We start from the raw sequence: 19218 nt of genomic DNA, 5'->3' as shown, positions 1-19218 counted from the left end.
TCCATCCCCAAGTACCCCATTAGCTTAGTCACGGTAGTTCACACCCTCTTCGAACTTGATGTGATTACCCAAACCCTGCAGGTAAGCAATCAAGGCATCCATTTCGGATTTGCCTTCCAACTGCGCCGCGGCGCCATCGATATAGGCATCCGTGTAGATGGTCTTGGGTACAGGGTTGAACGGCATAATGGTCAGGACTTTCATGGTCTGAATAGTCTCTGGCACGTCCACATTGCTTTTTGCCAGCCAGAAGTAGTTTGGCATGACGGATTCCGGCACCACTTCACGCGGATAGCTCAAATGGCGACGATGCCATTCGTCCGAATACTTTCCGCCGACGCGAGCCAGATCCGGGCCGGTACGCTTGGAACCCCACTGATAGGTGTGGTCGTACATGGATTCTTCAGCGATCGAGTAGTGACCATATCGATCCTTTTCATCACGGAACGGGCGAATCTGCTGGGAATGGCACAGGAAGCAACCTTCGCGGATGAATATGTTGCGTCCTGCCAACTCCAAAGGCTTGTAAGGACGAACACCGTCGCCGGGCTGCCAGTCATCCAGCGTCTTGTGTGCGGAAGTAGCCGGATTCCAGACGATCTTGTCCATGGCAACAACATTGCCGTCCTTATCCTTGTGCGCGGTTCCGTTGAAGGTCCCGTCCCCGCCACTCATCCCCGTGTTCGGGAGGTAGAACAACGGGACGATTTCCACGATGCCGCCGATCGCCACAGCGATCGCAGTCACCACAAACATCAGAACAGTGCTTCGTTCGATCTTGTCCTGAAATTTGGTCGAATAGATTTTGTCGTGATCAGACATGTCTCACTCCTTATGCTTTGGCGGGAACGGCACCGGCTGAGCGCGTTGCGCTAGCCTGACGCACGGTCATCACGATGTTGAACAGGGCGATCCAGGTACCGATGTTGAAGATCAGGCCGCCGACGGCACGCATCGCATAATACGGATGCATTGCAGAGACCGATTCAACAAAGGTGTAGGTCAATGTGCCGTACTCGTCGTAATCACGCCACATCAGGCCTTGCATGATGCCGGAAACCCACATCGCCACGACATACACAACAGTACCGATAGTCGCCAGCCAGAAGTGGACGTTTACCAGACTGTCCGAGTACATCTTGTTCACGCCCCACAGTTTCTTGATCATGTGGTACATCGCGCCGTAAGCGACCATTGCCATCCAGCCCAGAGCGCCGGAGTGAACGTGACCCACAGTCCAGTCGGTGTAGTGAGACAAGGCGTTGACCGTCTTGATGGACATGACCGGGCCTTCGAATGTGGACATCGCATAGAAAGCCAGCGCCACGACCAGGAAACGCAAGACATAGTCTGTGCGCAATTTGTCCCATGCACCGGACAGAGTCATCATTCCGTTCATCGCTCCACCCCAGGATGGGATGATCATCGCCAGAGAGACTGCCGCTCCCAGCGAACCGGTCCAGTCAGGCAGCGAGGTATATTGCAGATGGTGCGCGCCCAGCCATACATAGCCGAAAGTCAGCGCCCAGAAGTGCAACACCGACAAGCGATAGGAGAACACGGGACGCTGGGCTTGCTTGGGCACAAAATAGTACATGATGCCGAGGAAGCCGCCGGTCAGGTAGAAGCCGACCGCATTGTGACCCCACCACCATTGCACCATGGCGTCCTGAACACCGGAGAAGATGGAAAAGGAGTTGGTCAGGCTGACCGGGATACACAAGCTGTTAACCACATGCAGATAAGTGATCATCACGATCATGCCCATGGTGAACCAGTTGGAGACATATATATGCGAAGTCTTGCGGATCGCTACGGTCATGATGTGGTTCAGACCGAACGACAGCCAAACTATCGCGATCAGGATATCGATCGGCCATTCCAGCTCTGCATACTCCTTGCCTTGGGTCATCCCCAGCGGCAGAGTGATCACGGCCAGCACGATGATCAGGTTCCAGCCCCAGAAGGTGAACCATGCCAGGCCGTTGCTCCACAGCTTGGTGGAGCCAGTGCGCTGGACCATATAGAAGCCGGTCGCCATCAACACACAACCACCGAATGCGAAAATCACCGCATTAGTATGCAACGGACGCAGACGTCCAAAGGTGATGTAGGGAATATCAAAGTTCAAAAACGGAAACGCCAATTCCGATGCGATGTACACACCGATCAACGTACCTACGACTGCATAGATGGCAGCCGCGATGGTGAACCATCGGACGACTTCCATATCGTACTTTACTGGTGTCGCTTGCGTAGCTTCCACAGTAGTCTCCTCCTCGAGCAAGTTAACAATAATGCGCCAAGAACATCCCGAGCTTTCGATATGCCTGACACACCCTTCCCTTACAGCTTACTTACGGCTTTCAAAAACTTTCTAATTAACAGTGGCATAGCCATCGTTATAAATTTAAGTCCTAGGTCGGTTTTGAATCAGAATTACCGGAGTAATTTCATCAGGTTAGCGAACCAAAATCAGACTGTCCCGCATCGTCTCAGTTAAAGCCTCTTACGTCAAGCCTGCGTCAAATCTGCATAAATTAACCGTTAAGCGATAAGCTTGCACCTCAAAGTCTTACCTGTACGCCCAGCGAAAACTGAAGAAGGGGATTCCGGAAAACACGCCCGGACGACTGCAGGCCACCCACGACATGTTTCGGCACACTCGAAAGCGCGCCAGGTTAAGCGCAGATTCGCGTCATGCATGGCATGCGCAGCCCCGTAAGCGCTCCGGGTGGGATGTAGATGAAGGACGAAAGGAGTTGAACAGATGGAGCGGGTGAACGGGATCGAACCGTCGTATGCAGCTTGGGAAGCTGCCGTTCTACCATTGAACTACACCCGCCTGTAGTAGAATGCAGCGCGGATTCTAACATGGACGACATGAGCAAAGTGATCACCGTCAGCATCAATGGCGAGTCTCGCCAGCTTCCCCCCAGCACAACCGTAGCCAACCTTATTGAAGAGATGGGGTTGGCCGGCAAACGCATCGCACTGGAACTAAACGGCGGGATCGTTCCGCGCAGCACGTTCGCCGTTCAGCATTTGTCGGAAAACGACAAGCTGGAAATCGTCATCGCGGTTGGCGGCGGCTAAGCAATAACTGAAATGGCGTAGCTTGACGATTAAGTCAGATGGCTATGCACAGCTAACAATCCATCAGGACAGGAACAATGAACGATCCAATAGTCATCGCCGGCAACAGTTATTCATCACGGCTTCTGGTCGGTACTGGCAAATATAAGGACTTCGCCGAAACAAAGGCGGCAATCGAGTCCAGCGGCGCGGAAATCATCACGATCGCGATCCGCCGCAGCAACATCGGCCAGAATCCGAACGAGCCCAGCCTGCTGGAGATCCTGCCGCCGTCGAAATATACGCTGCTGCCCAATACTGCCGGCTGCTACACCGCCGACGATGCGGTACGCACGCTGCGTCTGGCACGCGAACTGCTGGATGGACACAGCCTGGTCAAGCTGGAAGTGCTGGGCGATCCGCAGTCGCTGTACCCCAATGTGGTCGAGACCGTCGCCGCCGCAAGAACGCTGGTGGCTGAAGGCTTTCAGGTGATGGTATATACCTCGGACGACCCCATCATCGCCAAACAACTGGAAGATATCGGCTGCGTCGCCATCATGCCGCTGGCCTCGCTGATCGGTTCCGGCATGGGCATCCTCAACCCGTGGAACCTGCAACTCATCATGGAGCGCGTGCAGGTGCCGGTGATCGTGGATGCCGGCGTCGGCACCGCCTCCGATGCAGCCATCGCGATGGAGCTTGGTTGCGACGGCGTGCTCATGAACACTGCCATCGCCGCTGCACAGCAACCGGTTCTGATGGCCTCAGCGATGAAATCTGCGGTAGAGGCCGGACGCAGCGCATACCTCGCCGGACGTATGCCAAAGAAACTGTACAGCGGCAGCCCGAGTTCGCCCACGGGTGGGGTCATCAGCTCAAAAAGCAACTGACCACCCCCTGCCATAGAATCCAGCAGCGACGGCCAGGTGTACGGCCATGCCAAAGAACTGAACGACAAACACGCCCGACAACATGGACGAGACTCCCGATCTTTCTAAGCGTCACATCCGCAGCTTCGTATTGCGTCAAGGGCGCGTATCGGTTGCGCAACAACGTGCCATCGATACGCTACTGCCGCGTTTTGGCATTCCCTACAAACCGTGCTCGCTCGATCTGGACCAGGCCTTTGGCCGCACCGCGCCAAAAATCCTCGAGATCGGCTTCGGCATGGGCGACAGCACTGCGACCATCGCACAGGCACATCCCGAAAATGATTACCTCGCACTTGAAGTCCATACCCCGGGAGTGGGTAATCTGCTCAAACTGACAGATGCCCAGCAGCTGGGCAATATCCGCATCATTCAGCATGATGCGGTGGAAGTCCTGCGCGACATGCTGGGCGATGGCGTACTCGACGGCGTGCACATCTTCTTCCCGGATCCCTGGCACAAGGCACGTCACAACAAGCGCCGCCTGATCCAGGCGCCCTTCGTTGCGCAACTGGTACAGAAACTCAAACCGGGCGGATATATCCACGTCGCCACGGATTGGAGGGATTACGCCGAGCAAGTGCTGAAAGTATTAGGCTCGGAACCCATGCTGCAGAACACCGCCATGGATTACGCACCGCGCCCTGCCTACCGGCCACTCACCAAGTTCGAGCTCCGCGGATTAAAGCTGGGGCATGGGGTGTGGGACCTGGTTTTCACAAAAAAAACCGACTGAATCGCCAAGATAAAAATATGATCAAACAAATGTTAAATTTGTATTAATATTTCAAACGCTGCAGTAGCACTCTTTGAGTCATTCAAAAGCAGCGCTCTATATGTAATTCACACGGAGCCAATCAAAGAGTCATTAAAAACTTTCGAGGAGCCAACATGAAATACATCATCGCATTATCCAGTTTATTGCTGGCAATCGTTGCCGCACCCACTTTTGCACACGAGATGACCAACGAATGCTCGGCCAAAGCGGCAAAGATCACCGACACTGCCGAACACGCAAAATTCATGGAATCCTGCTTGAAGCACGAAGCGGAAGAAAAATCCGCCAAGGAAGAACAGCACGATAAAGAACAGCATTGCGACACAAATGCCATGAACATGAAACTGGAAGGCGAGAAGAAAGCTGCTTATCTGAAGCATTGCTACAAGGAAAACGACTTCGACAAGAGCAATCCGCATCCAAAGATGTGACTTATCCAGACTCTTGGAGTTGGTTTGCCATATCAAAGCCAATGCAGTAATTCGTACAAAAGCCGCCCCGACCCTGTCGGGGCGACTCATTTGGGGACTGCCATTTGTCACATTGGTATTTTCATGAACAGCATTTTTTAGCCAAGATACATGGCGTTAAAAATATTTGCGCACGATGCGATCTTGATTTAACGTGAACGGGCGCTGGTAGCTTTGCCCAGACAAGCACATTCGAGTAGCCACTTTTGATAAACCCAAGGAGCATTCATGAAGTACATCGCCTCACTGACTTGTTTGTTACTGATTACTGTCGCAACACCTGCATTGGCGCTACAAGGCAGCGATTGCTCCGCCAGGGCCGAGAAACTTCAGCCTTCCGAACGCAAGGAATTCATGAAATCCTGCCTGGAAAAAGCCCAGGATCCTGCCAACATCAAGGAAGAAGAGCGCAAGCAAAAGATTGCCCGTTGCGAGCAGAATGCCAGGAACAAGAAACTGCAGGGAAATGAAAAGGCCAATTACCACGCCGAATGCATGAACAAGAACGAAGCCGAATCTCTGGCAAAGGCCCAGCCCGGCAAGACCGTCTCCCTGGCCCACAAGCCGGCCTCAAGCAGCAAGCCCAAGAGCACTCCTCCGCACAAGACCGTCAAGAAACAGAAGAGTCACGGCAAGAAAGCCAAAAAAAGCGCCAAGCCGGCCGCCGCACCTGCAAAAGAAAGTGAAGGACAGTAATTCAGGCCTTATCGTGCAGGAATAACTGCAGCAGGTCGTTAAGAAAACGTCGCCCCGCCTCGGTCGGGGCGATTTTTTTATGGTCCTGAAACAGCAAGCCACGTTTTTCTGCCGCATCCAGCTCGCGCCGTATCGATAACAGCGGCAAACTCGTACGCTCCTGGAACAGCGTGCTATCGAACCCTTCGTTCAGGCGCAGCGCATTCATCATGAACTCAAACGCAAGCTCGGCATGCGCCACTTCATGCTCGTCCTGCACCGGTTCGCCACGAGCCACAGCCTCCATGTAGGCCTGGGGTTGCTTGTAACGCGCCTGCCGCAGCACCTTGTCGTGAAAACTCAGCTTGCTGTGCGCGCCCGCGCCTATGCCAAGATAATCGCCGAACTGCCAGTAATTCAGGTTATGCCGCGAGCGGCGCCCCGGCTGCGCGAACGCCGAAGTCTCGTAATGCTGGTAACCGTGCGTCGCCAGCAGCGCTTCGATCGCCAGTTGCATGTCGCTGCTGGCATCGTCGTCCGGCAAAGGCGGCGGCTGGTGCGCGAACAGGGTGTTCGGTTCCAGCGTCAGGTGGTAGCAGGAAAGATGTTGCGGTCGGTATTGCAGCGCAGTCTGCACATCCTGCAGCGCTTCTTCCAGCGTCTGCTGCGGCAGCGCGTACATCAGGTCGAGATTGATGTTGTCGAAATGCTGTTGCGCGATCCCGATCGCACTCCGGGCTTCCGCAGATGAATGGATGCGCCCCAGTGCCTGCAGGTGGGTGTCGTTGAAACTCTGGATGCCGAGCGAAAGACGGTTCACGCCCGCCTCCCTGAACCGCGCGAACTTGTCCGCCTCCACCGTGCCCGGATTCGCTTCCAGAGTGATCTCGGCGTTGATGTCCAGCGGCAGCAGCATGCGCACCTGACGCAGTATCTCCGCCAGGACCTCGCCGCTCAACAGACTGGGCGTACCGCCGCCGAAGAACACGGTATAGACCTTGCGCCCCCAGATCAGCGGCAGCGCCATCTCCAGGTCGCGCACCAGCGCGGCGACGTATTGTTTCTCGGGGATAGCGCCGCGTGCCGCGTGCGAATTGAAATCGCAATACGGGCATTTGCGCACGCACCATGGAATGTGGATATACAGCGACAGCGGCGGCAATGCCTGGAAATTCACCGCCTGCGCCTTGATGCCGACGGGTTGCAGAGGATGGGTAGACATGAGCTGCAGCGTCACCTAATGCTTGAGCTTCAGCTTTTCCAGCAAGACCTTGAGCGCCTTGGCACGGTGGCTGATCTGCGCCTTCTCGTCGTGTGTCAGCTCCGCGCTCATCTTGCCAAACTCAGGCAGCCAGAACATCGGGTCATAGCCGAAACCACCGTCGCCGCGCTCCTCGTGCGCGATCTCGCCCCACCACTCGCCCTCGGCGATGACGGGTTGCGGGTCGTCGGCATGGCGCACCAGCACCAGCACGCAATAATAGTGCGCGCGGCGGTCCGTCACACCCTGCATGTCCTGCAGCAGCCTGTCGTTGTTGCGCCGGTCCGATTTGGGATTGTTACCCGCATAACGCGCCGACAGCACGCCGGGCGCGCCGCCCAGCGCCTCGACGCAGATGCCGGAATCGTCCGCCAGCGCCGGCAAGCCGCTTGCGCGGCTGACGTGACGCGCCTTGGCCAGCGCGTTCTCGACGAAGGTGCAGTGCGGCTCCTCCGCCTCGGAGATGCCGAGTTGCGCTTGCGTGAGTACCTCGATGCCCAGCGGCGCGAGCATCTTCTCGAACTCGCGCAGTTTGCCGGGATTGTTGGATGCGATGACCAGTTTTTCCATGTCGTCCGTCTTATATGATCATGCCTGCAAGCCAACAGGAACGGGCATCTTCAGGACATATGCCGCAGGATGCCCGAATGACGGCGAGTTCCAGGATATATGCCTGCAGGTTGCCTGTGCATGCGGCTTGCGGAGCATCAGCCTTGCAGCGCCTTCTGCTGCATCGCCACCAGTTGCGTGATGCCGTGCTTGGCCAGTTCCAGCAACGTGTCCATCTCCTCGCGCGAGAAGGCATGTCCTTCGGCAGTACCCTGCACTTCGACGAAGTGGCCGTTGCCCAGCATCACCACGTTCATGTCGGTATCGCAGTCCGAATCTTCCAGGTAGTCGAGATCGAGCACCGGGATGCCCTGGTAGATGCCGACCGAAATGGCGGCGACGGCGTGCTTGAGCGGATTCTCCTTCACCAGCCCTTGCTGCATGAGCGCCGCAACCGCATCGCTCAAGGCCACGAAAGCGCCGGTGATGCTGGCAGTACGGGTGCCGCCGTCGGCCTGGATCACATCGCAGTCCAGCGTGACGGTGCGCTCGCCGAGCTTGCCGAGATCGACCACGGCGCGCAGGCTGCGCCCGATCAGGCGCTGGATCTCCTGCGTGCGGCCGGACTGTTTGCCCTTGGCCGCCTCGCGGCTCATGCGCTCGCCGGTGGAACGCGGCAGCATGCCGTATTCGGCAGTCACCCAGCCTTCGCCGCTGCCCTTCTTGTGCGGCGGCACGCGCTCTTCCACGCTGGCGGTACAGATGACCTTGGTGTCGCCGCACTCGATGAGCACAGAACCCTCGGCATGCTTGGTGTAATGACGGGTGATACGGATGGCACGCAGCTGGTCGTGCTTACGCTGACTGGGACGCATGGATGGAACCTCGGAAGTGTTGAGAAACGGGCGGATCATAACGGACTTGCTCAGAAATTCTTTGGTGCAGGCTGCTCGTCCAGCATGACGCACACCGGGATCTTGGTGCCATGCTCTTCCTCGCTGTCACGCAAGCGAGCCACCACGGCGGTGGTATTGTCGGCACGCGCACCTTCGCGATACACCGCCATCTCGATCAGCTCATCCAGCCTCTGCGACATGGCCGGCACGGATGACAATTTGGCCATTTCCTCGTCGGTCAGCGGGCTCCAGAAACCGTCGCTGCACAACAGCACTGTGTCCCCGGATTGCACAGCCGCGGGTTGCGCGACATCGACATAGAACATGTCTTCCACGCCGCCCAGGCAGTTGGTGATCTTGTTGCGGTCGGGATGGGTCTTCATCTCGTCCGCGCTGATGATGCCCCAGTCCGCCCATTGCTGCACCACGGAATGGTCGCGCGTCACGGCGGCCACCTTGTTCTCTCGCAACAGGTAGAAACGCGAATCGCCCGCATGCGCACACCATATCTGGCCATCCTGGACCAGCGCGGCGACGCAGGTCGTACCGGGGTTGCCGCCCAGACTTTCCGCGCGCGCATAGTCGAAGATGGCATCGTGCCCGGCACGCATGGTGGCACGCAGGAACACCTCCGGCTCTTTCACGCGCGAGTGCTCCAGACGGGCGAACGCGCGCATGAAGGTATGCACGGCGATCTGCGCGGCGATCTCGCCATGCAGATGTCCGCCCATGCCGTCAGCCAGCACTAGCAGCAGCGCGTCATTGGTATAGGCATATCCCACCCGGTCCTGGTTGTACTTGCGACCGCCGATGTGATTGGCCTGATGGACTGCGAACTTCATCTTCTCCCTAGTTTTTTTATTGCCCAATACTCCGCGGGAGTCTGTGGTCAGGTGCAATCGTAATATAATGCGCGCCGTTCAGCCCATGTTTTTTCCACTTCGCCCGGAGACATATCAATGATATACAGCATGACCGGCTTCGCCGCCGTCTCCACCGAACTGGACTCCGGCTCGCTCACCCTCGAGCTGCGCTCGGTCAATCATCGCTATCTGGACCTGCAACTGCGCATGCCGGACGAACTGCGCACACTGGAACCCATCCTGCGCGAAGCCATCTCGGCGCAGATCAGCCGGGGCAAGGCGGAATGCCGCATCAACCTTGCCTCGCGCCATTCCGCGCAACAGCCAGCCCGCATGAATCAGGTGCTGCTGGAACAACTGTCCGCATGGAGCGCCCAGGTGCGCGAAATGCTGCCGGATGCCCGCGAGCTTTCCGTTGCGGACGTGCTACGCTGGGACGGCGTGCTGGAAAGCCCCGCGCTTTCGGCCGAGACCTTGCACGACAACCTGCATGCACTACTGCAAAAGGCATTGCAGGATTTTGCCGCCGCGCGCCAGCGCGAGGGCGAAAAACTCAAGTCCTTCCTGCTTGAGCGCGTAGTGCAGATCGAGACTTTGCGCGCGGCAGTAGCACCGCGCATCCCGTCTGCCATCACCGCTTACGAAGCCAAACTGCGCACGCGACTGCTCGAAGCGCTGGGCAGCGACGATGACGAACGCGTACGCCAGGAGATCACCCTGTACGCCAGCAAGATCGACGTGGACGAGGAACTTTCGCGCCTGCAGACCCACCTCGCCGAAGTCCGGCGCGTACTGGACAAAGGCGGCGCGGTCGGCAAGCGGCTCGACTTCCTGATGCAGGAACTGCACCGCGAAGCCAACACGCTCGGCTCAAAATCCGTAGATGCCGAAGTCTCGCGCGCCGCGATGGATATCAAGATACTCATCGAGCAGATGCGCGAACAGGTACAGAACATCGAATAGGAGAACAGCATGTCCGGCAATCTTTTCATCGTCAGCGCACCGTCGGGAGCAGGCAAGACCAGCCTGGTCAGCGCGCTGCTCAAAAGCAACAGCCACATCGACCTTTCCATCTCCTACACCACGCGCGCACCGCGCCCCGGCGAAACGGACGGCAAGGACTACCATTTCGTCAGCCGGGAGATCTTCCTGGAGATGGCGAAACGCGGGGACTTCCTGGAAAGTGCCGAGGTCTACGGCAACCTGTACGGGACCTCGCAGCCATGGATCGAAAAGGAGCTTGCCTCGGGACGCGACATCCTGCTGGAGATCGACTGGCAGGGCGCTGAGCAGGTACGCCGGCTGATGCCGCACGCCATCTCCATCTTCATCCTGCCGCCGTCGCTGTCTGCGCTGGAAACGCGCCTGCACGGCCGCGGCCAGGACAGCGCCGAGGTGATCGCCCGCCGCCTGCAGGCCGCGCGGGAAGACATCTCGCATGTGGCCGAGTTCGACTATGTTATCATCAACGACAAGCTGGACGAGGCATTGCGGCAGCTGGACGCGGTGATCATCTCCGTAGGTCTGCGCCGCGACAGCCAACTCTCACGTCACGCGGCACTCATCAACCAATTGCACAAATAGGAGCACACCATGGCACGCATCACCGTCGAAGATTGCATGAAGCATATCCCCAACCGCTTTGAGTTGACCCTGGCAGCAGCCTATCGCGCTCGTCAGCTGGCCAACGGCGCCGGCTACCTAGTTGAGAACAGCAAGGACAAGGCAACCGTTGTCGCCTTGCGCGAGATCAGCGAAGGCAAAGTCGGCATCGAGATCCTGAACCGCGGCATGGCCTGACCGTATGCCGCCGTGACTCATCCGGCGGCTATCCTGCTACATGTTCTATGCCACTGACAGATGCTGAAATCCTTCTCCAGGAAGTCTCCGCCTATCTGAAGCCAAAGGATGTGGCGCAGATCGAGTCCGCGCTCGACTTCAGCCGTACCGCACATCAGGGCCAGCTGCGCCAATCCGGCGCCCCCTACATCACCCACCCCATCGCGGTCGCCCGCATCCTGACCCCGCTGCATCTCGATGCCCAGGCCATCACCGCCGCCCTGCTGCACGACGTGGCGGAAGACACCAGCATCAGCATCGAACAGATTGGCGAGCAGTTCGGCAAACCCGTGGCCGAACTGGTGGACGGGCTGAGCAAGCTGGACAAGCTCAAATTCGAGACCAAGGAAGACGCGCAGGCGGAGAACTTCCGCAAAATGCTGATGGCGATGGCGCGCGATGTGCGCGTCATCCTCATCAAGCTCGCCGACCGCCTGCACAACATGCGCACGCTGGATTCGGTATCGAAGGAAAAAAGCGAACGCATCGCCCGCGAAACGATGGACATCTATGCCCCCATCGCCAACCGCCTGGGCCTGAACACGCTGTATCAGGAACTGGAAGACCTGAGTTTCAAATACCTCTACCCGAACCGCTATGCGGTGCTGTCGAAAGCGCTCAAGGTCGCGCGCGGCAACCGGCGCGAGGTGGTCAGCAAGATACTCGAGGCGATCCGCCAGCGCCTGGACGAGAACCACATCAAGGCCGAGATACGCGGCCGCGAGAAGCACCTCTACGGCATCTACCAGAAGATGCAGTCCAAGTCGCTCGCCTTCGCCCAGGTGCTGGACATCTACGGCTTCCGGGTGCTGGTCGACGACGTGCCCTCATGCTATGTCGCACTGGGTGTGCTGCACGCCCTGTACAAACCCTTTCCTGGCAAATTCAAGGATTACATCGCCATCCCCAAGGCGAACGGCTACCAGTCGTTGCATTCCACACTGTTCGGGCCGTTCGGCACGCCGATCGAAGTGCAGATACGCACCCACGAGATGAACAAGCTGGCAGAGAGCGGCGTCGCCTCGCACTGGCTGTACAAGACCTCTGAAGTGCAGATCAACGACCTGCACCAGAAGACGCACCAATGGCTGCAGAGCCTGCTGGAGAGCCTCGCGCAAAGCGGCGATTCGGTCGAGTTCCTCGAGCACCTGAAGGTCGACCTGTTCCCGGACGAGGTGTATGTGTTCTCGCCCAAGGGCAAGATCTACGCATTGCCGCGCGGCGCCACCACGGTGGATTTCGCCTACAGCGTGCACACCGACATCGGCAACCGCTGCGTCGCGGCCAAAGTGAATGGCGAGCTCGTACCCCTGCGCACCGAGCTGCATAACGGCGACCGCGTCGAGATCGTCACCGCCACCCTCGCCCACCCCAATCCGGCATGGTTGAGCTATGTCGTCACCAGCAAGGCGCGCGGCGAGATACGCCACTCGCTGAAGACCATGCACCTGGAAGAGTCCGCCAAGCTTGGCGAACGCCTGTTGAGCCAGGCATTGAGCACACTCGGCATCAGGCTGCAGGACATCCCGGATGCATGCTGGGAGCGCGTATTGAACGAGACCAGCGCAAAATCCCAACAGGAGATATTCGCCGACATCGGACTGGGGCGCCGCCTGAACATGGTCATCGCGCGTCAACTGGCCAAGCTGAATGAAAGCGAAAGCACGCGCACGGACACCAATTACAGCGGCATCATCACGCTGCTCGGCAACGAAGGCATGGCCGTGCAATACGCCAAATGCTGCCGCCCCATCCCCGGCGACCCCATCATCGGCGTCATCAAAAGCGGACTCGGGCTCGTCGTGCACACACACGATTGTCCCAGCTTGCGCAAGGGACGCGGCAGCAGCGAAGAATGGATGGACGTGGTGTGGGACAAGAACATCAACAAACTGTTCGATGTCAGCATCAAGCTCATCGTCGCCAACCAGCGCGGTGTGCTGGCAAAAGTCGCGGCCGCCATCGCCAATGCCGACTCCAACATCGAGAACGTCCACTTCACCAGCGAAGGCGAATACACCGCGCTCTACTTCACCCTGCAGGTGAACAACCGGCAGCACCTGGCCAGCGTCATGCGCGGCTTGCGCAGGATCCAGGAAGTGATCCGCATCACCCGGGTAAAAAGCATCCCTGCATGAATCCAGACAGGAGTCCAAAATGAAAGACACCCTGAAACCCGGCATCCGCTACGAGCACAGATTCCTCGTGCCTTCCTCCAAGACCGTTCCGGCACTGTATCCCGAAGCCGAGGAATTCCTGGCCATGCCGGAAGTGTTCGCCACGGGATTTCTGGTCGGCTTCCTCGAATGGGCCTGCATCAAATGCATCAATCCCCACATCGACTGGCCGGCAGAACAGACCGTGGGCACGCACATCAACGTCAGCCACCAGGCAGCCACTCCGCCCGGCCTTGAAGTGACAGCCCTGGTCGAACTGGTGGAGGTCGATGGCAGAAAACTGGTCTTTCAGGTCGAGGCTCACGACGGAGTGGAAGTGATCTCCAAGGGGCGGCATGAACGTTTCATCATCAACAGGGAAAAGTTCGAAGCCAAGATAGGCGAAAAAATGAGGCGCTCCGACACTTAGCGTGCCTGGTTCATGTCACCGATATGCCATCTACAAAAGTCACAGGCTCAGTCGGTCGGGCTATCGCTAATCGGGCATTCATATTTCTCGGCAACCATCATTCGACTTCTGATTAACCGCTTCCTATCTCGACAATACAGTTGTGGCCCAGCCATTCACCTGTATCCACACGCTGGATCGTGAAGTCGATGCGCCCCGGATGCACGGCCAGTGTGCCCAGTTCCGCGAAATGAAGCCCAAGACCGGTGTCCCGGGTCGGCGTGTCTTGCGCAGATTGCCATCCATTTGCACTCCAATGAATGATGCTTGGCTCATACACCATGATGAACAATGCCTGACCGCTGCCGATCTTCCGGATCTGATGTTGCGACGACCAGATCGCATGCCTGATCGCCGGTCGCACACCATGATAGCGTTGCCAAGCTGCGGCCGGCCGGTCGAACGGATGACCGAGTTGCCTGGATATCAGGAGTTTGATGTACTCCGCATGCGCCCAGACCAAAGGCATGGCTGAACCGCTGGGACGCCCGGGATAGAGCCCTTTGGCCGGAATGGGATCGCTGTCCCACACTTGTTCCGGAATCATGCCGCCGTTGCCGCTCATGGCGACCATTGCTTCCAGATAGAACAAGGGGTCTTTCCCGGCAGCGAGTTCATAGTGCCCTCGCTCGCCTGTCAGCAACGGCCATGCACGCCCCTGTCCCACACCATCGAACGGCTCCCCGTCGTTATGTTCGCCATAACCGTCGCCGTTATAGCGATGCCACGAAGGACCGCTCGGCGTGACCACTTTCAGCAGCTCATCGATGACGCGGAGACTGTCGACGATCAAAGGGTCATGTGCCTGACGCAGGCCGAAGCGCACCAGTTGCAGAAAATCGATGCCGACCTGCTCTGCGGCGGACAATACCGTTTCGGCCGACCTGTTCTTGATCGGCAACACATCAAGGAGCGCACGCGGGTTGATATCGCGTTCCGTTGGGGCGTTGCGGATGTAATAGCCACGAACACCGATGCGGCGTGCCAGTTCCGTGTCATAGACCACGGTCCAGTCTTCGACATGCGCGTTCCAGTAATCCGCGAGATCCAGAACGAATTCACGCGGTTCAGCATCAAGCCATTCCGCCCCCGCCACCAAAGCAGAGATACATACCGACAGAGTGAACGCATTGATCCCGGTATCTTCTTCCCAGCGATCCTGCTGACTGATCGGACCGGTCCGGGCGATGAACCCGATTGCACGCTTGACCATGTCGGCGACTTCTATGCCTTGCAATGCACCGCGCTCCGCCAGCCTTGCTGCAAGCAGGACCGGAAACGCGACTTCATCGAGCTGGACTCCTTGCCAGTATGGTTTCCCGCCCAGCCACTGATTCTGATACCAGTGTCCGTCAGCATGTTGCGTCGCGATAAGATAACGCAGGATATCCCTCGCTTCGTCTTCAGCGCCCAGCGCCAACAATGCCCCTGCACTTTCCACCAGATCACGGGGCCAGACCAGGTGATACCCGCCGCGTTCGTCGCGCGTATTCCCCCAGGGAACGCTAAGGCTGGCGACCATCGCACCCAGATGGATCTTGTCCTGATGGACTCGCAATACCATGGCAGATGTATAGAACTGGTCGCGCAACGGGTCCGGGATTTCATGTTGAAATTCGCGCTGCTCAACGCAGCGGTGGTGCCATGCCGACCAGTCGCCAAGCAGCTGTTGCCAAGGTTCCTCGAACGGCCGCTTCAGGGCGGAGATCGCCAGGGTGGCCGCCGATTCCCTGCTGCCCGCGAAACCCAGGGCAAGGGTCGCTTGCCTGGGCAGCTCACCCATCAGAGACACGTTGCCGGGACCGGCTCGCGGATATTGCCATTCCATCCTGCCGTGCCGGGAAAAATCCTGCCACCCATCGCTTGCCCCGACATACCCCGCGCCGGCACGAAACCAGGCATCACGCTGCCTGCCATCTGCAGCGGCAAGGGCCAACCCGTATGGCCCTTGCTCTGCCCACAGCACTCGATGATTGCGATAGCTGCCGACCTCAGCCTGATTGTCATGACCACTGCCGCCGAGGTGCGGTGCAAGCAGCGCATAAGGCCGCAGTCCCGACTCACCCTCAAGCCTGACATCGATCAGCAATACATCGCGTTGACGATCAGGTGCGATCCGAAGTGTTAATGTGAAACGTTCATGTTGATGAACCACCTCCAGTGCGGGAACTCCCTGCGCTGCCCATACCAGCTTATGGCTGTCCATGCGCTTCACTTCTACCCAGAAACCCTGGTCGTCGGCAACGATGAAGCCGAGATCACGGATCTGCGGGATATCGACGCGCGGATAGAAGACTTCGTTGATGATCCCGCCGCCGATGGTGAACCACACGCGAGATGCCCCCAGGGAACACCCAACGATTTCCTTGGCGCTGCTGCACCAGGTCGGCGCAATGCCGGGACTGCCCGGCGCACCTGCACTGTTTATCTGTTCAATCATCTTCGTCATCGAGAGGCGTTACGGCTTTGTCAGGGTCGGTGCCAGCCAACTGTTGCCGTCGCATGCGACCAGCAGATCGGATGATTCGGGCCCCCACGATCCGGCCGCATAATTGGGGAAGTCCGATGCCGGATTCTCGGCCCAGACCCTGAGGATCGGCATCAGCAGCTTCCACGCTGCTTCCACCTGATCCGCCCTCATGAACAAAGTGGCATCGCCAAGCATGACATCCCATAACAAGGTCTCGTATGCTGCCGGCGAATCGACCTGGAACGCCTCCTTGTAGCTGAAGCGCATATCGACGGGACGCAATCGCAATGGTGAACCTGGTTCCTTGGCCATGAACTTGAGCACGATACCCTGTTCAGGATTCAGTTGAATGACGAGCCTGACCGGTTGCGTGTTCAAGCCGACCGATGCCGGAAAGGCGTGATGCGGTACATCGCGGAAACGGATGGATATCTCCGAAACATCCGATGCCATGCGCTTGCCGGTGCGCAAGTAGAACGGCACATCCTGCCAGCGCCAGTTGTCGACATACAATTTGAGCGCAGCATAAGTCTCGATGTTGGAATGCGGATCCACACCCGGCTCTGCTCGATAAGGCGGCAGTTTGTCACCATGGATCCATCCCTCAGCGTATTGGCCACGGGAGGCGACCCTGTCCACATCATCGGGAGCGATCTGGCGCAAAGCATGCAGGACGTCGACTTTCCTGTTTCTGATGTCGTCGGCGTCGTAGGACACGGGAGGTTCCATGGCAACCAGGCACAGCAACTGGATCAAATGGTTCTGCACCATATCGCGCAGAGCACCGGCATGCTCATAATAGCCGCCGCGTTTCTCGACCCCCAGCGTTTCGGCGGCAGTGATGGTGACATGATCCACATAACGCCGGTTCCAGATCGGCTCAAAGATCGGATTCGCGAAACGCATGGCCAGAATGTTCTGCACGGTCTCCTTGCCGAGGAAATGGTCGATGCGAAATAGCTGCCGCTCTTCGAAGATTCGGCACAGGGCAGTATTGATCTCACGAAACGATTCCAGGTCGCTGCCAAGAGGTTTCTCGACGACCAGACGCACGCGTTCCCGATCCTGCGCCAGGCCTGCTGCACCAAGCCCGATGGCAATGAGCTCAAATAAGGATGGTGGTGTGGCAAGATAGAATACGCGCTCAGCTTTGCTTGCCCATTCGGCCTCTTGTGCATCCAGTGTATCGGCCAATATTTTGAAACCTTCCAGCTTGGTCGCATCCGCCTTGATGTAGCGAATCGATCCGGCAAATCCCTTCCATTCTTCCGGCTGCGGAGCACCCTTGCGCGAATTCTCAGTGACGCCCTTGAGATAGTGGGCGGCAAGTGCAGCGGCATCAGTATCTGCACGATCCACGGCTATCAAGTGAAATCGTTGCGGCAGATGTCCATCGAGAAATAGATTGAACAGTGCTGGAATCACCAGGCGCCATGAGAGGTCGCCTTCCGCACCAAACAGAACAAACAGGGTGTCGTTGGGAATAGTCGTCGTTTTCATCTTGTTGTTCTCCTTGACGCACTCGCAATGAGACTCGCGTCATCACCGAACGTTCCATCTTCATCCAATGACATGCAGACAAACGCAAAGACAACTTCCACTTTCTTCACGTTGCAAGTGTGAGCGATTCGGAAAAGTCTTCGCCAAGTGCAACCTATTTGCGTTCCAGCCGTCTTAATTCCTGCTGACTTTCTCGGTGGATGTTTTATGCCAGCACGATCGCAGCTATTTCGTTTCTTCTTCAAAGCTGGCGGGTATGATTCACTGAGTTCTTGCAGAACCATCACTCAACAAGGAGATACCAAGATGCAAATCGCAATGGTGGGACTCGGGCGGATGGGCGCCAACATGGCGCGTCGCTTGATGCGGGATGGTCATGCGTGCGTGGTGTACGATCGGAATCCGGATACGGTTGCACAGCTGGTCGCCGATGGGGCGACCGGCGCCGCCAGTCTGAAGGAATTGGCGGAAAAGCTCGCGCCGCCCCGCGCTGCATGGATCATGGTGCCCGCGGGTGACGTCACCGAAAACACCGTGGCGGAATTGGCAGCCTGCTTCGCGGCGGACGACGTCATCGTCGATGGTGGCAACAGCAATTTCAAGGACGATATCCGACGCGCAAAGATTCTTGCCGCGCGCGGCATACACTATCTGGATGCAGGCACCAGCGGCGGAGTGTGGGGACTGGAACGCGGTTATTGCCTGATGGTGGGAGGCGATGCGGCGGCAGCCAAGCGTCTGGAACCCGTATTCCGCACGCTCGCACCGGGAGATTCAGGAATTCCTCCTTCACCGGGCAGGACCAATGGCGGCAGCGCAGAACAGGGTTGGCTCCATTGCGGCCCATCAGGTGCAGGCCACTTCGTCAAAATGATACACAACGGAATCGAGTATGGCCTGATGCAGGCTTACGCCGAGGGTTTCGACATCCTCAGGAATGCCAATGCTGGCACGCTGCCAGCGGACCAGCGCTACGAACTGAATCTGGCCGACATCGCCGAACTCTGGAGACGCGGCAGCGTGGTGACTTCCTGGCTGCTGGATCTGTCGGCAGACGCGCTGGCACGCAACCCGGATCTGTCCGATTACAGCGGCTTTGTACAAGACTCCGGCGAAGGCCGCTGGACAGTACAGGCAGCCCTGGACGAGGCTGTGCCAGCCGATGTGCTCACCGCCGCACTCTACACCCGCTTCCGCTCGCGACAGGAGCACACGTTCGCCGAGAAAGTCCTGTCTGCCATGCGCAAGGGCTTCGGCGGCCACATCGAGCCGGTCGACAAATAGT

At 58.0% G+C, this 19218-nt stretch carries 19 protein-coding genes and 1 tRNA gene; 11 read left to right on the top strand and 9 right to left on the bottom strand.

What is annotated here, in order from left to right:
- Positions 1 to 24: 24 nt before the first annotated feature.
- The 3 genes from ccoO to SLIT_RS02045 all read right to left on the bottom strand — a co-directional run bounded on the left by ccoO (position 25) and on the right by SLIT_RS02045 (position 2845).
- Entirely contained in the window at positions 25 to 822 is a 798-nt protein-coding gene (ccoO, locus tag SLIT_RS02055; RefSeq protein ID WP_013028552.1) for a cytochrome-c oxidase, cbb3-type subunit II, read from the bottom strand.
- Positions 823 to 832: 10 nt separating this feature from the next.
- Positions 833 to 2266 (bottom strand): cytochrome-c oxidase, cbb3-type subunit I, encoded by a 1434-nt coding sequence (gene ccoN, locus SLIT_RS02050; protein ID WP_013028551.1) that lies wholly within the window; start codon positions 2264 to 2266, stop codon positions 833 to 835.
- A 505-nt stretch (positions 2267 to 2771) separates the two neighbouring features.
- Positions 2772 to 2845 (bottom strand) — tRNA-Gly (locus SLIT_RS02045).
- 29 nt (positions 2846 to 2874) lie between these two features.
- Here SLIT_RS02045 and thiS point away from each other — a divergent pair.
- The 5 genes from thiS to SLIT_RS02020 all read left to right on the top strand — a co-directional run bounded on the left by thiS (position 2875) and on the right by SLIT_RS02020 (position 5951).
- Positions 2875 to 3096 (top strand): sulfur carrier protein ThiS, encoded by a 222-nt coding sequence (gene thiS / locus SLIT_RS02040; RefSeq protein WP_013028550.1) that lies wholly within the window; start codon positions 2875 to 2877, stop codon positions 3094 to 3096.
- A gap of 77 nt (positions 3097 to 3173) precedes the next feature.
- Positions 3174 to 3968: a thiazole synthase gene (locus tag SLIT_RS02035; RefSeq protein ID WP_013028549.1), complete on the top strand. Its 795-nt coding sequence runs from the start codon at positions 3174 to 3176 to the stop codon at positions 3966 to 3968.
- Positions 3969 to 4050: 82 nt separating this feature from the next.
- On the top strand, positions 4051 to 4743 hold the full coding sequence (gene trmB, locus SLIT_RS02030; protein WP_013028548.1) for a tRNA (guanosine(46)-N7)-methyltransferase TrmB: 693 nt from the start codon (positions 4051 to 4053) through the stop codon (positions 4741 to 4743).
- 155 nt (positions 4744 to 4898) lie between these two features.
- Entirely contained in the window at positions 4899 to 5216 is a 318-nt protein-coding gene (locus SLIT_RS02025) for a hypothetical protein (RefSeq protein ID WP_013028547.1), read from the top strand.
- 267 nt (positions 5217 to 5483) lie between these two features.
- Positions 5484 to 5951 carry a PsiF family protein gene (locus tag SLIT_RS02020; RefSeq protein ID WP_013028546.1) on the top strand — a complete coding sequence of 156 codons (468 nt, stop codon included), beginning with the start codon at positions 5484 to 5486 and terminating at the stop codon, positions 5949 to 5951.
- Between the two features lies 1 nt (position 5952).
- Here the strand turns inward: SLIT_RS02020 and hemW are convergent, their stop codons facing one another.
- The 4 genes from hemW to SLIT_RS02000 all read right to left on the bottom strand — a co-directional run bounded on the left by hemW (position 5953) and on the right by SLIT_RS02000 (position 9505).
- Positions 5953 to 7152 carry a radical SAM family heme chaperone HemW gene (hemW, locus tag SLIT_RS02015; protein WP_013028545.1) on the bottom strand — a complete coding sequence of 400 codons (1200 nt, stop codon included), beginning with the start codon at positions 7150 to 7152 and terminating at the stop codon, positions 5953 to 5955.
- 15 nt (positions 7153 to 7167) lie between these two features.
- The gene (gene rdgB / locus SLIT_RS02010; protein ID WP_013028544.1) at positions 7168 to 7761 is read right to left on the bottom strand and encodes an RdgB/HAM1 family non-canonical purine NTP pyrophosphatase; all 594 of its coding nucleotides are present in this window, start codon (positions 7759 to 7761) and stop codon (positions 7168 to 7170) included.
- Positions 7762 to 7898: 137 nt separating this feature from the next.
- A complete protein-coding gene (gene rph / locus SLIT_RS02005) occupies positions 7899 to 8615 on the bottom strand; it encodes a ribonuclease PH (protein ID WP_013028543.1) in 717 nt (238 codons plus the stop codon).
- Positions 8616 to 8665: 50 nt separating this feature from the next.
- Positions 8666 to 9505, bottom strand: a complete 840-nt coding sequence (locus SLIT_RS02000; RefSeq protein ID WP_223293811.1) for a PP2C family protein-serine/threonine phosphatase — start codon at positions 9503 to 9505, stop codon at positions 8666 to 8668.
- A gap of 90 nt (positions 9506 to 9595) precedes the next feature.
- On the opposite strand from SLIT_RS02000, the gene SLIT_RS01995 reads away from it, so the two are divergent.
- Genes SLIT_RS01995 through SLIT_RS01975 form a run of 5 tightly spaced genes read left to right on the top strand, consistent with a single transcriptional unit; the run spans position 9596 to position 13924 of the window.
- The gene (locus tag SLIT_RS01995; RefSeq protein WP_013028541.1) at positions 9596 to 10462 is read left to right on the top strand and encodes a YicC/YloC family endoribonuclease; all 867 of its coding nucleotides are present in this window, start codon (positions 9596 to 9598) and stop codon (positions 10460 to 10462) included.
- Positions 10463 to 10471: 9 nt separating this feature from the next.
- Entirely contained in the window at positions 10472 to 11083 is a 612-nt protein-coding gene (gmk, locus tag SLIT_RS01990; protein WP_013028540.1) for a guanylate kinase, read from the top strand.
- 9 nt (positions 11084 to 11092) lie between these two features.
- A complete protein-coding gene (gene rpoZ / locus SLIT_RS01985) occupies positions 11093 to 11299 on the top strand; it encodes a DNA-directed RNA polymerase subunit omega (RefSeq protein WP_013028539.1) in 207 nt (68 codons plus the stop codon).
- Between the two features lie 47 nt (positions 11300 to 11346).
- A complete protein-coding gene (locus SLIT_RS01980) occupies positions 11347 to 13476 on the top strand; it encodes a RelA/SpoT family protein (protein ID WP_013028538.1) in 2130 nt (709 codons plus the stop codon).
- Positions 13477 to 13495: 19 nt separating this feature from the next.
- Complete coding sequence (locus SLIT_RS01975; RefSeq protein WP_013028537.1) at positions 13496 to 13924, top strand: thioesterase family protein; 429 nt, start codon at positions 13496 to 13498, stop codon at positions 13922 to 13924.
- A gap of 112 nt (positions 13925 to 14036) precedes the next feature.
- Here SLIT_RS01975 and SLIT_RS01970 read toward each other — a convergent pair whose 3' ends face one another.
- Positions 14037 to 16403 (bottom strand): glycoside hydrolase family 15 protein, encoded by a 2367-nt coding sequence (locus SLIT_RS01970; RefSeq protein ID WP_049871027.1) that lies wholly within the window; start codon positions 16401 to 16403, stop codon positions 14037 to 14039.
- A gap of 18 nt (positions 16404 to 16421) precedes the next feature.
- Positions 16422 to 17933 carry a glucose-6-phosphate dehydrogenase gene (gene zwf, locus SLIT_RS01965; RefSeq protein ID WP_013028535.1) on the bottom strand — a complete coding sequence of 504 codons (1512 nt, stop codon included), beginning with the start codon at positions 17931 to 17933 and terminating at the stop codon, positions 16422 to 16424.
- A gap of 306 nt (positions 17934 to 18239) precedes the next feature.
- Between zwf and gnd the strand changes: the two genes are divergently transcribed.
- Positions 18240 to 19217 carry a phosphogluconate dehydrogenase (NAD(+)-dependent, decarboxylating) gene (gene gnd, locus SLIT_RS01960; protein ID WP_013028534.1) on the top strand — a complete coding sequence of 326 codons (978 nt, stop codon included), beginning with the start codon at positions 18240 to 18242 and terminating at the stop codon, positions 19215 to 19217.
- Position 19218: the final 1 nt, after the last annotated feature.

It is taken from the genome of Sideroxydans lithotrophicus ES-1 (assembly GCF_000025705.1).
Taxonomy (GTDB): Bacteria; Pseudomonadota; Gammaproteobacteria; order Burkholderiales; family Gallionellaceae; genus Sideroxyarcus; species Sideroxyarcus lithotrophicus.
Note: the sequence above shows the minus strand (reverse complement) of the source record. Positions and strands in the feature narration are given on the sequence as shown.